General features: G+C 57.1%; 18 protein-coding genes and 1 tRNA gene. 12 read left to right on the forward strand and 7 right to left on the reverse strand.

The window, feature by feature from the left end; genetic code table 11:
• Nucleotides 1-113 precede the first annotated feature (113 nt).
• Complete coding sequence (locus tag JJQ76_RS06665; protein ID WP_343232488.1) at nt 114-521, forward strand: DoxX family protein; 408 nt, start codon at nt 114-116, stop codon at nt 519-521.
• Between the two features lie 61 nt (nt 522-582).
• Here the strand turns inward: JJQ76_RS06665 and JJQ76_RS06670 are convergent, their stop codons facing one another.
• Nucleotides 583-999: an Hsp20/alpha crystallin family protein gene (locus tag JJQ76_RS06670; protein WP_210395933.1), complete on the reverse strand. Its 417-nt coding sequence runs from the start codon at nt 997-999 to the stop codon at nt 583-585.
• A 226-nt stretch (nt 1000-1225) separates the two neighbouring features.
• Here JJQ76_RS06670 and ettA point away from each other — a divergent pair, with 226 nt between their 5' ends.
• The 5 genes from ettA (at nt 1226) to JJQ76_RS06695 (ending at nt 8744) form a co-directional block, all read left to right on the forward strand.
• Nucleotides 1226-2884 (forward strand): energy-dependent translational throttle protein EttA, encoded by a 1659-nt coding sequence (gene ettA / locus JJQ76_RS06675; protein ID WP_210395934.1) that lies wholly within the window; start codon nt 1226-1228, stop codon nt 2882-2884.
• A 341-nt stretch (nt 2885-3225) separates the two neighbouring features.
• Nucleotides 3226-4188, forward strand: a complete 963-nt coding sequence (locus tag JJQ76_RS06680; protein WP_210395935.1) for a polysaccharide deacetylase family protein — start codon at nt 3226-3228, stop codon at nt 4186-4188.
• The gene (locus JJQ76_RS06685) at nt 4185-5123 is read left to right on the forward strand and encodes a GNAT family N-acetyltransferase (RefSeq protein WP_210395936.1); all 939 of its coding nucleotides are present in this window, start codon (nt 4185-4187) and stop codon (nt 5121-5123) included. Before JJQ76_RS06680 ends, JJQ76_RS06685 begins: the two co-directional genes overlap by 4 nt.
• Before the next feature lie 8 nt (nt 5124-5131).
• On the forward strand, nt 5132-5695 hold the full coding sequence (locus tag JJQ76_RS06690; RefSeq protein ID WP_210395937.1) for a GNAT family N-acetyltransferase: 564 nt from the start codon (nt 5132-5134) through the stop codon (nt 5693-5695).
• 727 nt (nt 5696-6422) lie between these two features.
• Complete coding sequence (locus JJQ76_RS06695) at nt 6423-8744, forward strand: diguanylate cyclase domain-containing protein (RefSeq protein WP_210395938.1); 2322 nt, start codon at nt 6423-6425, stop codon at nt 8742-8744.
• A gap of 12 nt (nt 8745-8756) precedes the next feature.
• Here the strand turns inward: JJQ76_RS06695 and pyk are convergent, their stop codons facing one another.
• Both pyk and JJQ76_RS06705 read right to left on the reverse strand, forming a co-directional pair.
• On the reverse strand, nt 8757-10193 hold the full coding sequence (gene pyk / locus JJQ76_RS06700) for a pyruvate kinase (protein WP_210395939.1): 1437 nt from the start codon (nt 10191-10193) through the stop codon (nt 8757-8759).
• A gap of 101 nt (nt 10194-10294) precedes the next feature.
• Nucleotides 10295-10804, reverse strand: coding sequence for a cupredoxin domain-containing protein (locus tag JJQ76_RS06705; RefSeq protein ID WP_210395940.1), 510 nt, complete (start codon nt 10802-10804; stop codon nt 10295-10297).
• Nucleotides 10805-11000: 196 nt separating this feature from the next.
• On the opposite strand from JJQ76_RS06705, the gene JJQ76_RS06710 reads away from it, so the two are divergent.
• A complete protein-coding gene (locus tag JJQ76_RS06710) occupies nt 11001-11606 on the forward strand; it encodes a MarC family protein (protein WP_210395941.1) in 606 nt (201 codons plus the stop codon).
• A 99-nt stretch (nt 11607-11705) separates the two neighbouring features.
• On the opposite strand, the gene JJQ76_RS06715 is transcribed toward JJQ76_RS06710, so the two are convergent.
• A complete protein-coding gene (locus tag JJQ76_RS06715; RefSeq protein WP_210395942.1) occupies nt 11706-12614 on the reverse strand; it encodes a LysR substrate-binding domain-containing protein in 909 nt (302 codons plus the stop codon).
• A gap of 118 nt (nt 12615-12732) precedes the next feature.
• Between JJQ76_RS06715 and JJQ76_RS06720 the strand changes: the two genes are divergently transcribed.
• From JJQ76_RS06720 to JJQ76_RS06740, 5 genes are all read left to right on the forward strand, one after another.
• Nucleotides 12733-13176 (forward strand): DoxX family protein, encoded by a 444-nt coding sequence (locus tag JJQ76_RS06720; RefSeq protein ID WP_210395943.1) that lies wholly within the window; start codon nt 12733-12735, stop codon nt 13174-13176.
• Nucleotides 13177-13214: 38 nt separating this feature from the next.
• Nucleotides 13215-13901 (forward strand): pirin family protein, encoded by a 687-nt coding sequence (locus JJQ76_RS06725; RefSeq protein WP_210395944.1) that lies wholly within the window; start codon nt 13215-13217, stop codon nt 13899-13901.
• 126 nt (nt 13902-14027) lie between these two features.
• Nucleotides 14028-14243, forward strand: coding sequence for a hypothetical protein (locus tag JJQ76_RS06730; RefSeq protein WP_210395945.1), 216 nt, complete (start codon nt 14028-14030; stop codon nt 14241-14243).
• 39 nt (nt 14244-14282) lie between these two features.
• On the forward strand, nt 14283-15032 hold the full coding sequence (locus tag JJQ76_RS06735) for a lipoate--protein ligase family protein (RefSeq protein ID WP_210395946.1): 750 nt from the start codon (nt 14283-14285) through the stop codon (nt 15030-15032).
• A 350-nt stretch (nt 15033-15382) separates the two neighbouring features.
• The gene (locus JJQ76_RS06740; RefSeq protein WP_210395947.1) at nt 15383-17515 is read left to right on the forward strand and encodes a bacteriohemerythrin; all 2133 of its coding nucleotides are present in this window, start codon (nt 15383-15385) and stop codon (nt 17513-17515) included.
• A 112-nt stretch (nt 17516-17627) separates the two neighbouring features.
• Here the strand turns inward: JJQ76_RS06740 and JJQ76_RS06745 are convergent, their stop codons facing one another.
• The 3 genes from JJQ76_RS06745 to rep all read right to left on the reverse strand — a co-directional run bounded on the left by JJQ76_RS06745 (nt 17628) and on the right by rep (nt 20272).
• A complete protein-coding gene (locus JJQ76_RS06745) occupies nt 17628-17891 on the reverse strand; it encodes a hypothetical protein (RefSeq protein ID WP_210395948.1) in 264 nt (87 codons plus the stop codon).
• Nucleotides 17892-18055: 164 nt separating this feature from the next.
• Nucleotides 18056-18132 (reverse strand) — tRNA-Arg (locus JJQ76_RS06750).
• A gap of 124 nt (nt 18133-18256) precedes the next feature.
• A complete protein-coding gene (gene rep / locus JJQ76_RS06755) occupies nt 18257-20272 on the reverse strand; it encodes a DNA helicase Rep (RefSeq protein WP_210395949.1) in 2016 nt (671 codons plus the stop codon).
• Nucleotides 20273-20413: the final 141 nt, after the last annotated feature.

Below are 20413 nucleotides of genomic sequence, written 5' to 3' on the forward strand. Positions count from 1 at the left end.
CACAAGCTGCGCTCATGTCTGAGGCACCTTAATTATCTTAACGGGCAGTGGGAACTTAGCTCCCCGGGAGGGCTCAGAGGCTGCAGAACACAACCAAGCGAAAAGGAAGCAACATGTTGATGTCTCTATTGAAGAACGATGATGCCGGTAAACTGATCCTGCGCCTGACCGTGGGTGTGCTGATGCTGTTTCACGGCGTGGCCAAGATTCTCAACCCCGGCTCGCTCAACTACATCGCCGGCCAGCTCGGCAACGCCGGTTTGCCGGAGTTTCTCGCCTACGGCGTATTTGTCGGCGAAGTGGTCGCCGCGCTGATGCTGATTGTCGGCGTGTTCAGTCGCTATGCCGGCCTGATCGTAGTCGTTAACATGCTGTTCGCCATCGGCTTGGTACACATGCACCAACTGTTCATGCTGACCAAGCACGGCGGCTGGCAGCTGGAGCTGCAGGCCTTTTATCTGCTGGGCGGCCTGGCTATCGCCTTCCTCGGCAGCGGCCGTTTCGCCTTCAAACGCGACTAACCCTCTCGCCCAACTAAAAACGGCTCCTCACCGGGAGCCGTTTTTAGTGGTACTAATCGGTCTAATGGACCTTGATATCAACGGCCTTGGCCGCCTCTTCTTTCACTTTCGGCAAGCTCAGCGACAGAACGCCGTCGGTAAAACTGGCCTTGACCAGCGCCGGATCAACGTCGGTGCCCACAGAGAGCTGACGCACGAAGCGGCCGTAGTGACGTTCCTGGCGAATCAATCTGCCGTCTTTTTCCTCTTTGTCTTCTTTGCGGGATTCAGCCACGATCGAAAGGATGCCGTTTTCCAGTTTTACCTGAACATCCTTTTTATCGATACCCGGCAGGTCGGCACGAATCAGGTATTGCTCGTCGGACTCATGCACATCGATGGCGGGCATCTTGTCACCCCGTGACTGCGACAGCGGCTGAAAGAAGTCATCGAAGAAACTGTCGCCAAACAAGCGGTTGAATCGAGTTAAGTTGCTCATGACCAGTCCTCCTCTTCCGTCTGATGACCTGGAAACAAAAGCGATGTAATTATCACTTTTTGCTGCCGATTACAGTGTAGAACTACCGGAGCCGAAGGCCGCGCGCTGACAGATGAAAAGTTTGCAGCAAAGCGCTGCTGCACTTGAATCTCAGGTCCGGTAAAATCGCGCCCATTGTCACTGAATCACGGCGCCCGTTGGCGCCCTCCAACAACAGGTCGAAGCTATGGCACAGTACGTCTTTACCATGAACCGCGTGGGCAAAGTGGTCCCGCCCAAGCGTGAAATCCTCAAGGACATCTCGCTCTCCTTCTTCCCCGGCGCCAAGATCGGCGTACTGGGTCTGAATGGTTCGGGTAAATCCACCCTGCTGCGGATCATGGCCGGTGTCGACCAGGACTACAACGGCGAAGCGCGGCCGCAGCCGGACATAAACATCGGCTATCTGCAGCAGGAGCCGGAACTGGACGACAACAAAACCGTGCGCGAAGTGGTCGAGGAAGCGGTCAGCGAAGCCAAGGACGCCTTAACCCGGCTGGACGCGGTCTACGCCGCCTACGCCGAACCCGATGCCGACTTCGACGCTCTCGCCGCCGAGCAGGCCAAACTGGAAAACATCATTCAGGCCACCGACGCCCACAACCTGGACCGCACCCTGGAAGTGGCCGCCGATGCGCTGCGCCTGCCGCCCTGGGAAGCTGAAGTAAAGCACCTCTCCGGTGGTGAACGTCGCCGCGTGGCGCTGTGCCGCCTGCTGTTGGCCAAGCCCGACATGCTGCTGCTGGACGAGCCCACCAACCACCTGGACGCCGAGTCTGTGGCCTGGCTGGAGCGCTTCCTGGTCGACTATCCCGGCACCGTGGTGGCGATCACCCACGACCGCTACTTCCTCGACAACGCCGCCGGCTGGATTCTGGAACTGGACCGTGGCCACGGTATTCCCTACGAGGGCAACTACTCCAGCTGGCTGGAGCAGAAAGAGAAGCGGCTGGAGATTGAAGCCAAGCAGGAAGCCGCCCACCGCAAGTCGATCCAGGCCGAATTGGAGTGGGTACGCCAGGGCGCCAAGGGCCGCCAGTCCAAGTCCAAAGCGCGTTTGAAGCAGTTCGAAGAGATGAACTCGCGCGAATTCCAGAGCCGCAACGAAACCCAGGAGATCTACATTCCGCCGGGACCGCGCCTGGGCGACAAGGTGATCGAGCTGCACAACGTCAGCAAGAAGTTCAACGACAAGGTGCTGTTTGAAGATCTCAGCCTGACCATCCCGCAGGGCGCCATCGTCGGCGTGATCGGCGGTAATGGTGCCGGTAAATCGACCCTGTTCAAGATGATCAGCGGCCAGGAGCAACCGGACTCCGGCGAAGTAGTGATCGGTGATACCGTGCAGCTGGCCTACGTCGACCAGAGCCGCGACCTTGACGGCAGCAAGACCGTGTTCGACGAGATCTCCGACGGCCAGGACATCATCACCGTGGGTAACTATCAGGTACCCGCGCGCGCCTACGCCGGCCGCTTCAACTTCAAAGGCTCCGACCAGCAGAAGTTCGTCAAGGATCTGTCCGGCGGTGAGCGCAACCGTCTGCACCTGGCCAAGCTACTGAAAGAGGGCGGCAACGTGCTGCTGCTCGACGAACCGACCAACGACCTCGACGTAGAGACCCTGCGTGCGCTGGAAGAAGCGATTCTGGCGTTCCCCGGCTGCGCCGTGGTGATCTCGCACGACCGCTGGTTCCTCGACCGTATCGCCACCCACATCCTGGCCTACGAAGGTGACTCCAAGGTCAACTTCTTCGAGGGTAACTACAGCGAGTACGAGGCAGACCTTCGAAAGCGCGGAGAATACAGAGACCCTCATCGGGTCAAGTACAAGAAGATCGACGGCTAACCACCATGATAAAGGGCGCATCAAGCGCCCTTTTCTTTTGTCTGGTATTAGCCCCAGAGTAGACAGTTAGACGTTGCTAATATTCTTCGTAAGGCACGCCAATCAGGAACCTAGAGCGGGCACCTAACCCTGTCGCCTTGGTGACTCCAACTGCGAAAAACTGGATGCTAGCACGGCTGTTTCATGGTGATGTGGCGGCTACCGTCTCAAAGGCCAGGTATCCCATGCTAAGCTGTGTCTATCGAGACCAGTGCAAATTATTGGGTGCTCATTTGAACGCTTCAGACTAATATAAACTGGTCAGGATTAACCCAGCGTGTATATAACCGAGAAGGACCTTAGTGATTAACGTATTTATAACAGTTGATGTAGAAATCTGGTGTGATGGTTGGAATGAAATTGATACCAGATTTCCCTCTGCATTTCGTAAGTATATCTATGGTCCTACACCTACAGGTGATTACGGGCTTCCAATCCAACTAAATTTACTGAATGATCATGGTATCAATGGAGTTTTCTTCGTTGAGCCTCTATTTTCTGCACGCTTTGGGCTGGAACCTCTCAAGGAGATAGTTAGTCTTATTCAAGAGTCAAATCAAGAAGTACAGCTCCATCTACACACCGAATGGGTTGATGAAGCGAGGCAGCCGCTTCTGCCAAATGTAATAAAAAAGCGCCAACATCTCCGCTTTTTTAACTTGCATGAGCAGACTCTGCTAATCAAATCAGGCTTGAAGCTATTAAATCAGGCTGGAGCATTACCGATAAACGCTTTTCGCGCTGGTAGCTTTGCCTTCAATGTCGATACGTTGAAGGCGCTAGCAACAAATGGAATAATTTTTGACAGCAGCTACAATGCTTCTAAATTTGGGTTAGACAGCGGTGTAATGCCAGGTAAAATATTACTTGAGCCGGTTCATTATTCAGGCGTTATTGAATATCCGATGACCGTGTATCAAGATGGCACTCCCTCACTGCGTCACATTCAGTTGACGGCTTGTTCAATTCGTGAGCTTGAAGCTCTATTGTGGAAAGCATATGAAACTGGCCTTCAAAATATTGTCATCTTGTCTCATAGCTTCGAATTGCTAAATACAGAAAAAAATCGACCTGACCCTATCGTTGTAAAACGCTTCGAATGGTTGTGTGATTTCTTAGATCGAAACCGTGATGTATTTAATACGCAGCGCTTCACAGGTCTCTCCAGTACGCAAGTTGTTTGTCAGCCAAAACCATTAAAATCAAATTTGTGGAGAACCAGCTTGCGCATGGCAGAGCAAGTTTATCGGAGGCGATATGGATGAATAGTTGGCGACTACAACCAGTAAGCTTCAAGTTTCAGATAAGTGATTACTGCTTTTGGAAAGCTAATCTATTAATGCAAGTAACCCAGAAGAAGCTTGGTGACGCCGAGGAACAGCAATTTGAATCACTATTGCCTTCTGAAGGCTTGGCTTTTAGCAGCCAGGGTTTTTTAATACGCAGCTTGCCTGTCTCTAAAGCGCGACCAAAGCTTTCTCGATTAGGAGATTATTACTGTTACATCCCATTAACTTATCAGCATTGCTATATCGACTTAAGCACAGGATTCGAAAATTATCAGCAAAAATTCTCATCAAAAACCCGATCGTCTCTCCGCCGAAAATTGAAAAAATACGCAAAGCATTCTGGTGGCGATATATGCTGGAAGAGCTATCATAAGCCTGATGAAATAAATGATTTTTTCAAGCATGCACGCCAAGTGTCTGAACTGACATATCAAGAAAAGCTATTTGACGGAGGGATTCCAGGCGACCCCGAATTCATTAATAACAGCCATGATTTAGCCAGCAAAGGAGAGGTCAGAGCTTATGTTCTTTTTGATGGAACCAGACCAGTTTCCTACCTTTTCTGCCCAGTAAAAGAATCCGTAGCGATTTATTCTTACTTAGGGTATGACCCCTCATACTCAAATTTTTCAGTAGGAACCGTGCTTCAATGGTTGGCTATTGAACAAATGTTTGATGATGAAGATCTGAAGTATTTTGACTTTACAGAAGGACAATCCCACCATAAGCAACAGTTCGCCACTCATCAGCGCCAGTGTGCTAACATTTATTTCATCAAGAGGAGCTTTCGCAACAAAATTATAATTCTTAGCCAGATATTTTTGGACAATTTTTCTGGCTTCATAGGTGACTTTCTTGATCGATATGGCATAAAGACAAAAGTGAAACACTTGTTGCGGGGGACAGGCTGAAAAGCCAGATGAAATCATCTATGAAAGCTCTTGTTAAAAAAATAATAAGAATGATATTTGGTGATTACGGCATTTATCATATTTATACGTTAGACCTGAAAAGTTCTAATTTAGAAAGCAGTGTGGCTTATAACACGAAGATTCAACTAATAACTGGAGCCGATATAGCGGCAAGCAGTGATAATTTAATTCAACAACAAGCGTGGTACGCAGGAGACGGAAGCTATGCCTACGGCTACATCGACAATGGCCGTTTGATTGGAGTTTGTTTTTTCTGGTACGGCGAGCGCTATCGAAAGCGTAACTTTTGGCCTCTTCAGCCCTACCAAGCAAAATTAGTTCAGATTGTGTCATTGCCTGATTGTCGTGGACAGGGAGTAGCTCCAGCCCTGATAAATTACTCTGCTGCTAGGCTTTCAGAGCAAGGCTTCCATCAACTATTTGCCCGCATTTGGCATTCAAACACTTCTTCAGTTAAGGCATTTTCCAAGGCTGGCTGGATACGTATCGCTAAAGTAATAGAAGTTAATCCATTGAGACTTGATCGCTCTTGGAAAATCAAGTTCAAATAGTAAAGACCAGTTTCTGGTCCTCTGATTTTGATTGGCTCATATCAACTTTTTATTTTCAGGCATGTAAGATGGCCTTGATACATACTTTTTCTTCTTCAGCGCACTGGAAATGGTCAGCTTTTATGGTGCGCATATATCCTTTGTACCCTCCGCTGCCGTCAGGTCTGAGTAGAAAAGTGTCTGCTATCTGGGAAAAACTGATGTCGACTCGATATTGCGTTAGAGTAGCCTGACCGTCTGCTTTGTTCGCAAAGCAGACACCAGTACCAACCACAAGCAGCATCACCTTATCGATCCACTTGGCACGAGTACGAAGAGGACTGCAAACAACGCGGTATCAATACCGATCCGCACCGGATCAAGTACAAGAAAATTGATGCCTGACGGACAACTGTGAACAGAATAAAGGGCGCCTGACGGCGCCCTTTATTATTCGGCCACCCGACGACACTGGCCCTGTCGAACTGATACAGGTCATACCTCGACCACAAATCAGACAACCCGCTTGCATTAGACCAAAGACTGTATTTATCTAGCCGGAAAGTCAGGTAGTCGTGGTAAGGCCGACACGGAATGCGGCCCGGTAGGCAGTAAGGATATGACGCGTCTTTGTTGGAGACGTTTAACTCAGGTTGCATCGCACTGGGGCCGGACCCTGGGGCTGTTAGGCTGCGTGGCCGCGTACACCCATGCCCAACCTGTGGCTGACGACCTTCCAGATGGGGCCTTGAAGCCGCTTCGAATCGCTACGCTGGCCTTTCGGCCGACAGCACAAGTACGCCAACGCTGGCAACCGATCGCCGACTACCTCAACCAGACGCTTCCGCAGTTTCGGTTCGAGATCATACCGCTCCGTCACGCCGAACTGAGCAGGGCGGTTCGCCGGCAAGAGGTGGATTTTGCCCTTACCCATCCTGACGACTACATCCAGCTACGCACGCACACCGCGCTGACACCGATCGCCACGCTGATGCCGGTCGCCGAAGGCGGTCCGCGTTCGCAGTTTGGCGGCGTCATCTTCACGCGCGCGGACCGTGAGGATATCAACACCCTCTTTGACCTGCAGGACAAGACACTGATTGCCCCTCGGGCCAACGCCCTCGGGGTTTACATCGCCCAGCAGTGGACTCTCAGGAAGGATGCTGGCCTTGAGATTGACAAGGTATTCAGTGCCCAACGCTTCATCGGCCCGCCGGTGGACAACACCGTCCGCGCCATTCTTAACTCGGAGGCGGATGTCGGCTTTGTCCGCACCGGTGTGCTGGAGAGCATGGCCGAACACGGCACGCTGGCCCTCTCCGACATCAAAGTGATCAACCGGCAGCCGGCGTCAATGTTTCCACTGCTGCTCTCGACCGACCTCTATCCGGAGTGGCCGCTGCTGGCGCTGCCCCATGTCAGCGCCCAGATCGGCGCCACCATCGCCAATCAACTGCAGTGGATGACCCGTTACGATCCGGGGTCGGCCGAACGGATCGGCTACGGTTTCGTCCCGCCGATGGATTACAACCCGATCGAGTCAGTACTGCTGGCACTGGATCTGCACCCCCGCTCGCGGGAACGGGCTACCGCCGCCCTCACCGAACGCTTTACCCGCTACGCGGCTATTACCGCCGCAGCCCTTTGCTTTGGCGCCATCTTGCTGATCGCCTACCTCAAACGCCTCAATGCCACCCTGCTGGATGCCAACCGCAAGCTTCGCCTGCACGACCGGCTGCTGGAACGGCTGGGCGACGGGGTTTACTGCATGAGCCAAGACGGTCAGACCCAGTTTATGAACCTGGCAGCACAACAGATGCTGGGGTTTACCCAGAGTGAAGTCCTGGCAAAGAATTCCCACGCGCTGTTTCACCACCACCGCAAGGACGGTTCGCCTTACCCCAGCGATGAGTGCCCCGCCTACCAGACCTTGCAGGACGGCGCGCCGCGGCTTTCCGAAGAGTGGTTTATTCGCAAGGACGGCAGCCTGTTCCCGGTCGAGCTCAAGGCCTCCAGTATCACCCTTGACGACAGCAGCTGCGTTGCCGTGGTGTTCCGCGACATCAGCGAACAGTATGCCCTGCGCGAAGAAGCCCGCTTTCAGCGCAACCTGCTGCAAAATGTCGTCGATGCTACCCCGGACCTGATCTTCTTCAAGGATGGTGAGGGGCATTATCTGGGCTGCAACCGCGCCTTTGGGCACTTTACCGGCGCCCATACCGATACCATCCCGGGGCTGACCGACTACGATCTGTTCGATACGCAGACCGCCGACTTCTTCCGTCGGAAGGACCGCGAAATGCTGGCGGCGCGCAAGACGCGCAAAAACGAGGAGTGGGTTACCTACCCCGACGGCCGACGAGCCCTGCTGGAGACCCAGAAAACCCCGCTGCGTGACACCCGGGGCGAGATCGACGGACTGGTCGGCATCAGCCGTGACATCACCCAGCGCAAACAGGCCGAAGAGAAGGTCGCCCGCATGGCCTTTTATGACCCTCTCACCCAGCTCCCCAACCGGCGAATGCTGGTAGACCGGCTCGAAAACCTGCTGGCGCTATGCAACCGCAACCAGCACTACGGCGCGCTGATGATGATCGACCTTGACCACTTCAAGGAGATCAATGACAACGAGGGCCACGACGCGGGCGATCAGGTGCTGGTAGCCACCAGCCACAGACTGCTGGAATCGATCCGCACGACCGACACCGCCGCCCGTCTCGGCGGGGACGAATTCGTGATCGTGCTGGCAGAACTGGGGGAGAATGCCCATCAGGCGAACCAACATGCCAGCAGGGTTGCCGCGACCATTCTGGAGCGCGTCGGGGCCCCTCACCGGATCGGTTCCCACAGCTATTGCACCACCCCCAGTATCGGCATCGTACTGTTTAGTGACGACAGCCTCAGCACCGACCAACTGCTCAAGCATGCCGACCAGGCGATGTACAACGCCAAGCAGCGCGGGAGAAACCGCTTTCAGTTTGCCGCCAGCAACACCCCACAGGCGGCCCAATGCCAGCACTCCGTCAACGACCAACCACCGCCGCACGACGAGGACACCAGCCCCACCTAGCAGACTGCCGGCTTAACCGACCGTCAACACCTTGCAGCTGTTGGTGCCACCCACGGCCGCGTAATCATCGCCGTGGGTCAACAACACCAGATCACCGGGCTGCAGGCGCCCGGCCGCCTTGAGGGTTTCCAGCGCGCGATCAGCCACCTTGACGATATCAACGTCGGTGAAGTCAAAATGCACCGGATAAACGCCGCGATACAGCGCCGTGCGACTCAGGGTGTGCGGATGCTGCGACAGGGAGTAGATCGGCAGACCGGAACTGATCCGCGACAGCAGCAACGGGGTGTCACCGGATTCGGTCAGCGCCACGATCGCCTTGACCCCCTGCAGGTGGTTGGCGGCGTACATGGTCGCCATCGCCACGGCCTCATTGATATCAGTGAACTGTTTATCCATACGGTGCCGGGAGACGTTGACGCTGGGGTGTTTTTCAGCACCGATACAGACCTTGGCCATCGCCTCGACGGTTTCCACCGGATAGCTCCCCGCTGCGGTCTCACCGGACAGCATCACCGCGTCGGTGCCGTCGAGTACCGCATTCGCCACGTCCATCACCTCGGCACGGGTGGGCATGGGGTTGGCGATCATCGACTCCATCATCTGGGTGGCGGTAATCACCACCCGGTTAAGCTGGCGTGCACGCCGGATCAAACGCTTCTGCACCCCCATCAACTCGGGATCGCCGATCTCGACCCCGAGATCCCCGCGCGCAACCATGACTGCATCCGAGGCGAGGATGATGTCGTCAATCGCCGCATCGCTGGCCACGGTTTCGGCCCGCTCCACCTTGGCTACCAGCCGCGCGTTCAATCCTGCCGCCTGCGCCAGCTCCCGGGCATAAGCCATATCACGGCCGTTACGGGGGAAAGAGATGGCCAGATAATCGACCCCGATGGCCGCCGCGGTCTGGATATCCGCCTTGTCCTTGTCGGTCAACGCCGCCGCGGAAAGTCCCCCACCCTGCTTATTGATCCCCTTGTTGTCGGACAGGGGACCACCCACCGCGACCCGGGTTTTCACCGCGGCGCCATCAATGGCGGTCACTTCCAACTGCACCCGGCCGTCATCCAGCAACAACCGGTCGCCCGCCACCAGATCCTGCGGTAGCGCCTTGTAATCCAGTCCTACTCGCTGCTGATCGCCAGCGCCCTTGGCCAACGCGCCGTCTAGGATGAACTCATCCCCCACCGCTAGCATGACCTTGCCGTCACGAAAGGTAGAGATACGGATCTTGGGCCCCTGCAGGTCGCCCAGAATGGCGACATGGATACCCAGACGCGCGGCGATCTCACGCACCTGGCGCGCACGCTCGATGTGGTCCTCTGCCGAACCGTGGGAGAAATTCAGCCGCACGGTATTGGCCCCCGCGCGCAGAATCTTTTCAAGGTTGTGGTCCCGGTCGGTGGCGGGCCCCAGGGTGGTCACGATTTTGGTACGGTGAAACATGATGCGAACAAACCCCTATAGAAGGATCGATTGGATAGCGCCCATGATACGCCGATTCATGACCTGTTGATGACCGCCGCGGCGGTTTTTAATGTGCGGGGTTAAGGATCGACCACCAACCGCCCCACCATGCCCGCCGCACGATGATTGGGTACAAAGCAGTCAAGCAGATAAACGCCGGGATCCTTGATAAACAGGAAAATATCACGGTCCGTCAGGGGGGCTACAGGAATGTGGTGCTGCCCTCGGGGCACAAAGCTGCCCATGAGGTTGACCGGCTCGGCACCCAGGCGGAAAAACTCCTCGCCGCCGAAATAGTGGGTCACCAGCGCGGTATTGCTGAGCCGCACCCGCACCACCGTGCCCGAGCGAAAATGGAGCTCGGCGGGGGAGAACTGAAAGTCGGACAGAATCACATATTCGGTTGCCCCGACAAACTCTTTCTGGCCGGTAACCTCGTTGACCTGCACCACCCCTTGCAGAGCCTGTTCACGCAGTGCGCGGTATTCATCCGCCGGGCGCAGCGGCGGCTGCTCAAGCGGGACTGCCGGGGGTGGCGCAGCACTGCAACCCGCAACCAGGACAATCAGAAAGAAGAACGCTAGCCGCATGATTAAGTTTCACTTTTTCGCATGACGATGGGTAAAACATAGTGCTCACCCGGGCTAAACGCCATTTCCAATGCTGAACAACTGCGGTTGGCATTCAAGCACACTGAACCCCGCACGCAGCGATGAACAAGCGGTAGTTGCGACACCCCACGCCCGTGCTATGATCGCCGCCCGCCACGCGTAGAGAATATTGATCATGTCGTTGTTAATTTCGAGCTGGATTCAGTTCTTCTTTCTATTCGCGCCCTTTTTCGTGGTCTCGATGTTTCTGTCGCTGACACGGGGCTGCAGCGCGGGCGAGCGCCGCGCCACCGCCAACCGCGCGGTACTGGCCGCGCTGGTGACTGCGCTGACCCTGTTCTTCTTCGGCCAGCCACTGTTCAACATTCTGGGAATCACCCTGGATTCGTTCCGCGTTGGCGCTGGCGTGTTGCTGTTTCTCTCCGCCATCAGTCTGGTCAAAGACGGAGTGCGCTCCCACGCCGACGTCCCCGAGCAGAGCCGCGATGACGTCTCGGTGGTGCCTCTGGCGATCCCCACCATCATCGGCCCGGCGACCATCGGTGCGATTCTGGTTATCGGTGCCGAACTGAACGGCTGGGACACGGCATGGGGGCTTGGCGGACTGCTGCTGGCGCTGCTCTGTCTGCTGGTGCTGCTGCACGCCGCCGCGCGTATCGAGAAGCTGCTGGGCAGCAACGGGCTGAATATTCTCAGCAAAATTACCGGGCTGGTGCTGGCAGCGATGGCCTGCGAGATTATTGTTGCTGGCTTGCGCGGCTTTGCGGCGACGTTCAATTAACCGGTTGGTTGAGCGATGAAGCCCGAGCGATCAGCAGACAGGCATACCCCTTGGTGGGCCGGCGGAGCTGCCCCCCGGTTGCGGGCCTGGCCGCTGCGCTCAACCATTCAGCAAGCGCTCAGCCATATCGGAATCGAGCAGCTGTTCGGTGAACCAGCGCTGGGCTCGACCACCCTGCCCCCGTCGCCACGCCAGTTGCAACGGTACCGGCGGCCGCGGGGTGTCGGTCTGCAATGCCACCAGCACCCCCTGCTCCAGCTCCGCTCGTACCCGCCCGCGCGCCACATGGCCCACTCCGGCGCCAGCCACAATAGCGGCCACTTTTTGCGCGTGGGTCGGCACCGTCAGCCGGCGCTGCCCGTCGAGCAGCCCCACCGACAGCTGCGACAGATTGCGAGCGCTATCGGCGATCACCACATTGGGAAACTGGCCCACCGCAGCCAAAGACAGGGGGGCATCCACTTGCACCAGCGGATGCGTGGGCGCGGCCACCAGCACAAACGCCATCTCCCCCAGTAACGCCGTTTCCATCCCGGTCACCGGTGACGGGCCAGAAGCCCCGACCACCAGATCACAGCGCTCACTCACCAGCGCATCCCAGCTGCCGGCCAATACCTCCTCGGTGACTCGCACCCGGGTCGGCTGTCGCTGGCGATAGAACCGTTCGACCAGCTCGTAAAAGGGCGACGGGTCAACCACGGTTTCCACTGCGATCACCAGCTCCACCTCCCAACCGCTGGCCACCGCGCGGGCCTGCAGCGACAGCTCATCACTGGCCTGCAGAATCAGACGCCCCTGCTCCAGCACCAGCCGCCCCACCGCCGTGAGACGCGAACGCCGACCATCGCGCTCAAACAGGCTGACCCCAAGATCCTCCTCCAGCTTCTGTACCGCATAGGTGATCGCCGACGGCACCCGAAACAACTCCTCCGCCGCCGCCGCAAAGCTGCCGCGGCGTTCAATGGCGTCCAGTACACGCAAGGCATCCAAAGTGAGCGGCGAAGTCATAGTTCAAATAATCTGAATATTTCGCTCAGATTATTCCGATTTTTTTACTCGGGTACAAGCCATACCATGATCTCAACAGCAACAAGCAGCCAGAAAAACCCAACTTTTGGAGAGAATCATGAGCACACAAATCCTGAACAAAATTGTGACTTCACGCACCGGTTACGACGCGCTGGCACTGCGCCTGCCCCTCGGAATCATTCTTGCCGCCCACGGCGCGCAAAAACTGTTTGGCTGGTTCGGCGGTTACGGTCTGGAAGGCACTGGCCAATGGATGGCTTCGATCGGTCTGGAGCCGGGGTTTCTGATGGCCCTGCTCGCCGGTAGCGCCGAGTTTTTTGGCGGCATCGCGCTGCTGCTTGGCCTACTGACCCGCCCGGCAGCGCTGGTCGCAGCCTTCACCATGGTGGTCGCTATCCTGTCAGTACACTGGGAGAACGGGCTATTCATGAGCAACAACGGCTACGAGTTTGCCCTCAGTCTGCTGGCTGCCAGCGTGGCCCTGACCCTGCGCGGCGGCGGTAGCCTGGCACTGGACAACCAGCTGCATCGGGTACACTAACCAACAGGGCCACACGCCCCCTATCTCTGGAGATTGCCATGATTACGCCATACCCTTCGGCACAACGCGGCTACGCCGATCACGGCTGGCTGCAGAGCTATCACCGTTTTTCGTTCGCCGATTACTACGACCCTGAACAGATGGGCATCTCGGTGCTGCGGGTCATCAACGATGATCGGGTGATGCCCGGCGCTGGCTTCGGCGCCCATCCCCATCGCGACATGGAGATCGTCAGCTATGTTCTCGAAGGCGCTATAGAGCACCGCGATTCCATGGGCAACACCTCCCGGCTGAATGCCGGCGAGGTACAGGTAATGAGCGCCGGCAGCGGCATTGTGCACAGCGAGTACAATCCCAGTACTGACACGCCGCTGCACTTCCTGCAGATCTGGATTCAGCCCGATCGGGCCGGCTATCCCCCGCGCTATCAGCAAGGTGATTTCAGTCACCTTGAAGGACTCAACCTGGTGGTCGGCAATGACACCGATGCACCGCTATCGCTGCGCCAGGACGCCCGGATCTGGCAGTTGCGCATCAATGATCTCAGCCTCGACTGGGTGCCCAAACCTGACCGGCAGTACTACCTTCATCTGGCGCGCGGCGAGCTCGACCTTAACGGCCAGTCGCTCAGCGCCGGGGACGGTGCCACCATCGGCAATGAACCATCGCTACGGCTGCAAACACCGACCAGCGCAGAGGGGTTGTTGTTCGAACTTCCGCGCTGAAACGAAGCCATGACCGGACCGGAGATCGGCTGATTATTTAAGATTTATTCCTACATAATTTCCTAATATAAACAGCCATAATTATCGTCCGGTTAATTCTCATAATAAGAAATCGAGCTTCAGCTGATGAACCACGCCAATCACTCCAGCGGTTGTCAATTCGCCTACCAGATCGAGCGGCTTTACTGGAAAGCCACCGCCTGTCGCACCTGCAATAATGGATGGCGCGACGAGTTCGGTCGTCTGGAATCAGAAATTCGCCAGCATCTCAGCCAGCCTGAGCGCGCCAAGCTGCTGCGCAGCTCCCGTGCTTACCAGCGACTACAACAGTTCGCCATCTGATCCATTGCAAATCCCCTCGTCGCTCTCTATAACAAGGCGATGAACCCGACCGACTGCATCCGTCTGTTCCAGTTGCAACAACACTGGCTACTGCGGGATGACCCGCTGACCACAGACACCGCCGCCAATATCGCCGTGGATACCCACCTGCTGCGCAAGCTTCAACCCGGCCAGGGTATTGCCCGCCTGTGGGAGAATCCCCGCAGCCTGGTGATCACCCGCCGCGAAACCCGCCTCCCCCGCTACAGCGAAGCCTGCGTAACGCTGGCGCAGGCGGGCTGGCCGGTCGTAGTCCGCGACAGTGGCGGCACGGCCGTGCCTCATGAGCCCGGCGTCCTCCACCTGAGCCTGATCTTTACCTTACCCGCCGACTACCGCTACGACCTCGACCTGGTCTATCAGGCCCTGTGCGAACCGATCAAACGGGCCTTCTCGGCATTGGGGGTCGAGAGTGAATTTGGCAACGTCCCCGACGCCTACTGCGATGGCCGCTACAACCTGATCGTCAACGGCCGCAAGATCACCGGCACCGCCCAGCGACTGATCCCCCTCAGCGGCGGAGGCCACGGCGTGCTGGCGCAGGCGATGATCAACGTGACAACCGACGTAGAAACCGGCAACGAACGGGTCAACCAGTTCTACGCCCTGGCCGGCGATCCGCGCCACTATCGCAGCGATGCATCGACCAGCCTTGATCGCGAGCTGCAACCCGTACCAAAGGCGCTGGCCCAGCGACTGCGAGACGAGATACTCAGGGCGTTATCGACCCTGATCAAGCCACTAGCCTGACGTGACAAAAAGACGGCAGCGGGCTGGTGGGCCGGCTGCCGATAAAGGAGGAATCACAGATAATGCACCTATCTGCTACCGAGCCCGGAAACCTTGAAAACCGAGCTCTCAAGCCTTGACCGGCAAAGGAAGGGGACCGGCAAGGAGAGCGCTCGCTTGCTCTGGCAAGCACTGCATGAACGCCCGACAACAACGATAACCGAACAGTCACCGGATCACTCATGATCCGCAGCTATAGCCGTTATCCAACCCAGCCCGGAACCCTGACAGCTGATCAAACACTGCTAATATAAAACCTGCCGTATCAATCTCTTTAGGTATTCGCAAACGCACAGGACAAGGATAAACCCATGCGCTTTGACTCCATCGGTGTTCGTCTTCTGGTACTTCCGGTCACCGCCCTGATCGGTTTCATTCTGATCGGTGCGCTGGCACTGGGATCGCTGGAGCATTCGCTTGCCACCAGCAAACAGAATCAGCTACGCGCCACCGTGGAGCTGGCGTATACCGCACTCGAACATCTCAGTGCCCGCCAACAGCAGGGCGAATTGACCCTCGCGCAGGCACAGCAGCAGGCCAAAGCGACCATTCGGGGGATGCGTTATCACGGCAAGGAGTACCTGTGGATAAACGACACCGGGCGCCCGTTCCCGACCATGATAATGCACCCCACCGTGCCGGCACTGGACGGCACAGTGCTCGACAGTCCCAAGTACAACCGCGCCACCGAGACCCGTCGGGGGGATGGCAGTCAGCCGGCGCCGCTGGCGAACCACAACCTGTTTGCTGCCTTTGTTGACGCCGTCGCCGCTGAGGGCGACGGTTTTGTCACCTACCAGTGGCCCAAACCCCTAGCCGGCGGCGGCGTAACCGATGAACTCTACCCCAAGCTCTCCTACGTCAAGCGCTTTGATGACTGGGGCTGGATCATTGGTACCGGCGTCTACATCGATGATCTCGACGCCGCCTACTGGTCGATGGCGCGCTGGGTGCTGTCCTTAACTCTGGTCGCCATTGTCGTTATGGCGCTGATCAGCATGCTGGTGCGGCGCTGGATCATGGGACAACTGGGAGGCGAGGTCGCCGATGCCGTCACCGCCGTACAGCGGATCGCCGCGGGAGACCTCAAAACCCCGATTGAGTTTGACCACGCTCCGGCCGACAGCCTGATCCATGCGATGGAAACCATGCGCACCAACCTCAGCGAGATGATGGGCACGATCCATAAAAATGCCGAGGGACTGGCACAGGATATGAGCCTGCTCAGCGCCGACGCCACCGAGATGGGTACCAGCCTGCAGTTACAGGCCAACTCCAGCGAGCAAGTGCTGCATACGGTACAGCAGATCAGTACCCATATGGCCTTGATTGCTGAATTGGCAGACGCCACCCAGGCGACGGCACAGGAAGTGAGCAGCCGCACCGGTGACGGCGAATCGCTGGTACAACAAGCCGCTGCCGATATGAACCGGATCGCAACCACCCTCGATCAGTCAACGGCAAGCGTTCAACACCTGGTGGACCAGTCAGAACAGATCGGCAACATCGTCAGTATCATCAAGGAGATCGCCGACCAGACCAACCTACTGGCGCTTAATGCCGCCATTGAGGCGGCCCGAGCCGGCGAACAGGGGCGAGGCTTCGCGGTGGTCGCCGACGAGGTTCGCCAACTGGCCGAACGCACCGCCAAGGCGACCGACGAAATCTCGGTCATGATCGGCGAGATTCAGCAGGAGACCCAAACCGCCATTAACGGTCTTAACTCATCCCTGCCCCTGGTAAATCAGGGCGTGGAAACCGCCGAACATACCAACACCCTGCTGCTGTCAGTGCGAGCGTCATCTGACCAGACGCTGGAAAAAATGCGCGAACTGGCTGATGTCGTCAGCACCCAGGTAGAAAAAACCCAGGAGGTCGTCAACGAGGTTAGCGAATCAATTCAGATCACCAGCCAGGCAACGGGGCTGATCAATACCACTACCGACATTGCTATTCGTGCCGAACACGCCACCAACGACCTGTTTGCCGTGGTGCGCCGATTCCAGACCGAGGTCGATGACCGCCATAACCCGACGATTAAACGCAGCCGTGGTGTGCTGATCGAGTGGGGGCCCCGCCTGATGGTTGATCACCCGGATATCGACAGTCAGCATCAGCGACTGGTAGAGATCTGCAACGAACTCCATGGTGCTATTCATGAGGGCAAGGGGCAAAATGCGGTCGCGCAAGTACTCGACGAACTGATCGACTACACCGTGTTTCACTTCGGTGTTGAAGAGCAGCTGATGAAAAAACACCAATACGCCGACAGCGCTGACCACTTGGCCAAGCACAAGGACCTGGTCGAAAAGGTTCTGGACTACAAGGCACGCTTTGAAAGCGGCGAAGCCATTGCCGCCGAACTGACCCGCTTTTTACGCGACTGGCTGATCAACCATATCCTCAAGACCGACAAAGCACTGGCCGCCGCTCTGCGCAGCTGACCGGCAAGGGCGCGTTACCGAACGATTGAAGGGGACAGGAGAAGGGCCATCAGGCCAGATAGCGGTTTGTCCATCGGACTGATCACGGTCAAACGAGTGCGGGCAGCAACCCTCACTTATCAGACAAACCGTTAATGAAGGACTTGACGCTTTCAACCGCGCCTTCGGTGGCCTTGGCCGCCGCCTTGGCGCCCTGCTTCGCTTCACAGGCCGTGCGTTCGGCCACACAGCGAGACTTGCAACCTGCTTCAGCAGCATCATCAGTTAAGTGCTTTACCGCGCAGACGTTGTCACAGGCGGTATGATTCAGCGAGCAATCGGCCCACGCGGGTGACACAACACTCAAACCAAGCAACAGCAGTACAGATATTCTCACCTTGAAACCCTCGCGGCGACGCCCCGCTTATCGACTCGCGCAGCTTAGCAATGGATGAGCGAGGATTAAAGAAGTGGCGGGTTATTCCGCGCTTAGCGCATCACCCCGTCGGCATGGAGCGATGACGCAGGCAGGGTGTGGGCTGGTATTCTGGAGAAAAAAAGTGGCGCACCCGGAGGGATTCGAACCCCCGACCAACAGGATCGGAACCTGCTACTCTATCCAGCTGAGCTACGGGTGCGCAGAGAAGGACTCTCGAAAGAGGGCGTATGATACTCAGGCGTTAGACTCGCGGCAAGCCTTTGTGATCCGTTGGCCGGTGGTTCTTTTCCCTCCGGGTCAACAAAATCCATCAACACCCTCTCTCAGTTGTTGAACAGGTTTTTCAGGCTGCTCAGGGTGGCATTACCGCGGGTGCGGTTGGTCTGTTCGCAGCCGGGGTCGCGCCCCTCCCACTCCAGATCTTCTTCCGGCAACTCATCAAGAAAGCGGCTCGGCACCGTGTCGGCGACTTCCCCAAACTGCTTGCGCTGCCGCGCCAGGGTCATGGTGAGGGTTCTTCGGGCCCGGGTAATCCCGACATAAGCCAGCCGGCGCTCCTCTTCGACAAAGTCATCTTCAATACTGTTGCGATGGGGCAACAGCTCTTCCTCCATGCCCATCAGGTAAACATGGGGGAACTCCAGTCCCTTGGACGCATGCAGGGTCATCAACTGCACCCGGTCATCGTCGTCCTCTTCCTCTTGCCGCTCCAGCATGTCGATCAGCATCAGCCGCGCCACGGCATCCTCGATCGAGGCATCGGCATCGTCCTCCTGCAGTCGTTCCAGAGTGCGTTCCAGCGATTCCACCAGGAACCAGACGTTGGCCATGCGCCGCTCCGCCATCGCTTCGCTGCTACTGTTCTGCACCAGCCAGCCTTCAAAGTCGATGTCACGGATCATCTGCTTGACCGCGTCGATGGCGTTCCCGCGGAAGCAGCGCTCGTGGGTATCGCGCAACCAGCGGCTGAACTCCCGCAGACGGTTGTAACCACGTTCCGGCAACCACTGCGCCAACCCCACCTCATCACAAGCAGAGAGCAGGCTGACGTTGCGCTCAGCCGCGTACTGGCTCAACTTTTCCAGCGTGCTGGGACCGATCTCGCGCCGTGGCAGGTTGATGATGCGCAAGAAAGCGTTGTCATCATCCGGGTTAATCAGCACCTTGAGGTAAGCCATGATGTCCTTGACCTCGGCGCGGGAGAAGAACGAGGTACCGCCGCTAAGCTTGTAGGGAATCTGATAGGTCTGCAGCTTCATCTCGATCAGGCGCGACTGGTGATTGCCCCGATAGAGCACGGCGTAATCCAGATACTGATTCTGCCGCCGTATGCGCTGATCAATGATATCGGTGGCAATACGCTCGGCTTCGGCCTCTTCGTTACGCGCCATCACTACCCGTAGCGGCTCACCCATTCCCATCTCGCTCCACAGGGTCTTTTCGAAGTCGTGGGGATTGTTCTGGATCAGCACGTTGGCCGCTTTGAGGATGCGGCTGGTGGAGCGGTAGTTCTGCTCCAGCATCACCACTTTCAGGCCGGGGAAGTCCTGTTTCAGCAGCGACAGGTTTTCCGGCCGTGCGCCACGCCAGGCGTAGATGGACTGATCGTCATCCCCTACCACCGTGAGCGAGCCGCGATCTCCCACCAGCATCTTCACCAGTTGATACTGGCTGGTGTTGGTGTCCTGATACTCATCCACCAGCAGGTAACGGATCTTGGACCGCCAGCGTTCCAGCACGTCGGGCCGGTTCATGAACAACAGCGTAGGCAGCAGGATCAGGTCGTCAAAGTCGACCCCGTTGTACACCTTGAGGTAGCGGTTGTAGTGCTCATAGATTCGCGCGGCCAGATGTTCGTTCGGGTGCTGGGCGCGCTCCTGCGCCTGCTTGGGCCCGAGCAGGTCGTTCTTCCAGTTAGAGATAGTGTGCTGGATATAATCGACCAGATCGGTCTCATCCATGGAATCGCGCATCATCAGGTCGCGGATCAGGGCACTGGCGTCCTGGGCGTCAAAGATCGAAAAACCGGGCTTGTAGCCAAGAATCTGGTGCTCGCGGCGAATGATGTTGAGCCCCAGATTGTGGAAGGTCGATACGGTCAGCCCGCGTGACGCGCTACCCTTGACCAGCTTGCCGACCCGCTCTTTCATCTCCCGCGCCGCTTTGTTGGTAAAGGTGACGGCCGCGATGTGGTGCGCTTTGATGCCACAGACTTCGATCAGGTAGGCGATCTTACGGGTAATCACGCTGGTCTTGCCACTACCGGCACCGGCCAAAACCAGCAGAGGGCCGGCCACGTAGTGCACCGCTTCTTTTTGACGAGGATTGAGCTGACTCACAGAAAAACCTAAACCATGGCCGGGGTTGGCCGATAAGGGGTCGGATGGGGATTGTATCAGCCCTATCCTCTGCCCGGTATGGTTGCGGAAGAAACACTGTTCTGACCGAACAAATCAACGTGTGAAAATAATAATAATCAG

The organism is Motiliproteus sediminis (assembly GCF_017912535.1).
GTDB classification, from domain to species: Bacteria; Pseudomonadota; Gammaproteobacteria; order Pseudomonadales; family Balneatricaceae; genus Motiliproteus; species Motiliproteus sediminis.

Excerpts from the sequence above, each read along its gene's own strand:
- JJQ76_RS06665 (WP_343232488.1), top strand. The coding sequence starts at position 114 with ATGTTGATGTCTCTATTGAAGAACGATGATGCCGGTAAACTGATCCTG.
- JJQ76_RS06670 (WP_210395933.1), bottom strand. The coding sequence starts at position 999 with ATGAGCAACTTAACTCGATTCAACCGCTTGTTTGGCGACAGTTTCTTC.
- ettA (WP_210395934.1), top strand. The coding sequence starts at position 1,226 with ATGGCACAGTACGTCTTTACCATGAACCGCGTGGGCAAAGTGGTCCCG.
- JJQ76_RS06685 (WP_210395936.1), top strand. The coding sequence starts at position 4,185 with ATGAATAGTTGGCGACTACAACCAGTAAGCTTCAAGTTTCAGATAAGT.
- JJQ76_RS06690 (WP_210395937.1), top strand. The coding sequence starts at position 5,132 with ATGAAATCATCTATGAAAGCTCTTGTTAAAAAAATAATAAGAATGATA.
- pyk (WP_210395939.1), bottom strand. The coding sequence starts at position 10,193 with ATGTTTCACCGTACCAAAATCGTGACCACCCTGGGGCCCGCCACCGAC.
- JJQ76_RS06705 (WP_210395940.1), bottom strand. The coding sequence starts at position 10,804 with ATGCGGCTAGCGTTCTTCTTTCTGATTGTCCTGGTTGCGGGTTGCAGT.
- JJQ76_RS06710 (WP_210395941.1), top strand. The coding sequence starts at position 11,001 with ATGTCGTTGTTAATTTCGAGCTGGATTCAGTTCTTCTTTCTATTCGCG.
- JJQ76_RS06715 (WP_210395942.1), bottom strand. The coding sequence starts at position 12,614 with ATGACTTCGCCGCTCACTTTGGATGCCTTGCGTGTACTGGACGCCATT.
- JJQ76_RS06720 (WP_210395943.1), top strand. The coding sequence starts at position 12,733 with ATGAGCACACAAATCCTGAACAAAATTGTGACTTCACGCACCGGTTAC.
- JJQ76_RS06725 (WP_210395944.1), top strand. The coding sequence starts at position 13,215 with ATGATTACGCCATACCCTTCGGCACAACGCGGCTACGCCGATCACGGC.
- JJQ76_RS06730 (WP_210395945.1), top strand. The coding sequence starts at position 14,028 with ATGAACCACGCCAATCACTCCAGCGGTTGTCAATTCGCCTACCAGATC.
- JJQ76_RS06735 (WP_210395946.1), top strand. The coding sequence starts at position 14,283 with ATGAACCCGACCGACTGCATCCGTCTGTTCCAGTTGCAACAACACTGG.
- JJQ76_RS06740 (WP_210395947.1), top strand. The coding sequence starts at position 15,383 with ATGCGCTTTGACTCCATCGGTGTTCGTCTTCTGGTACTTCCGGTCACC.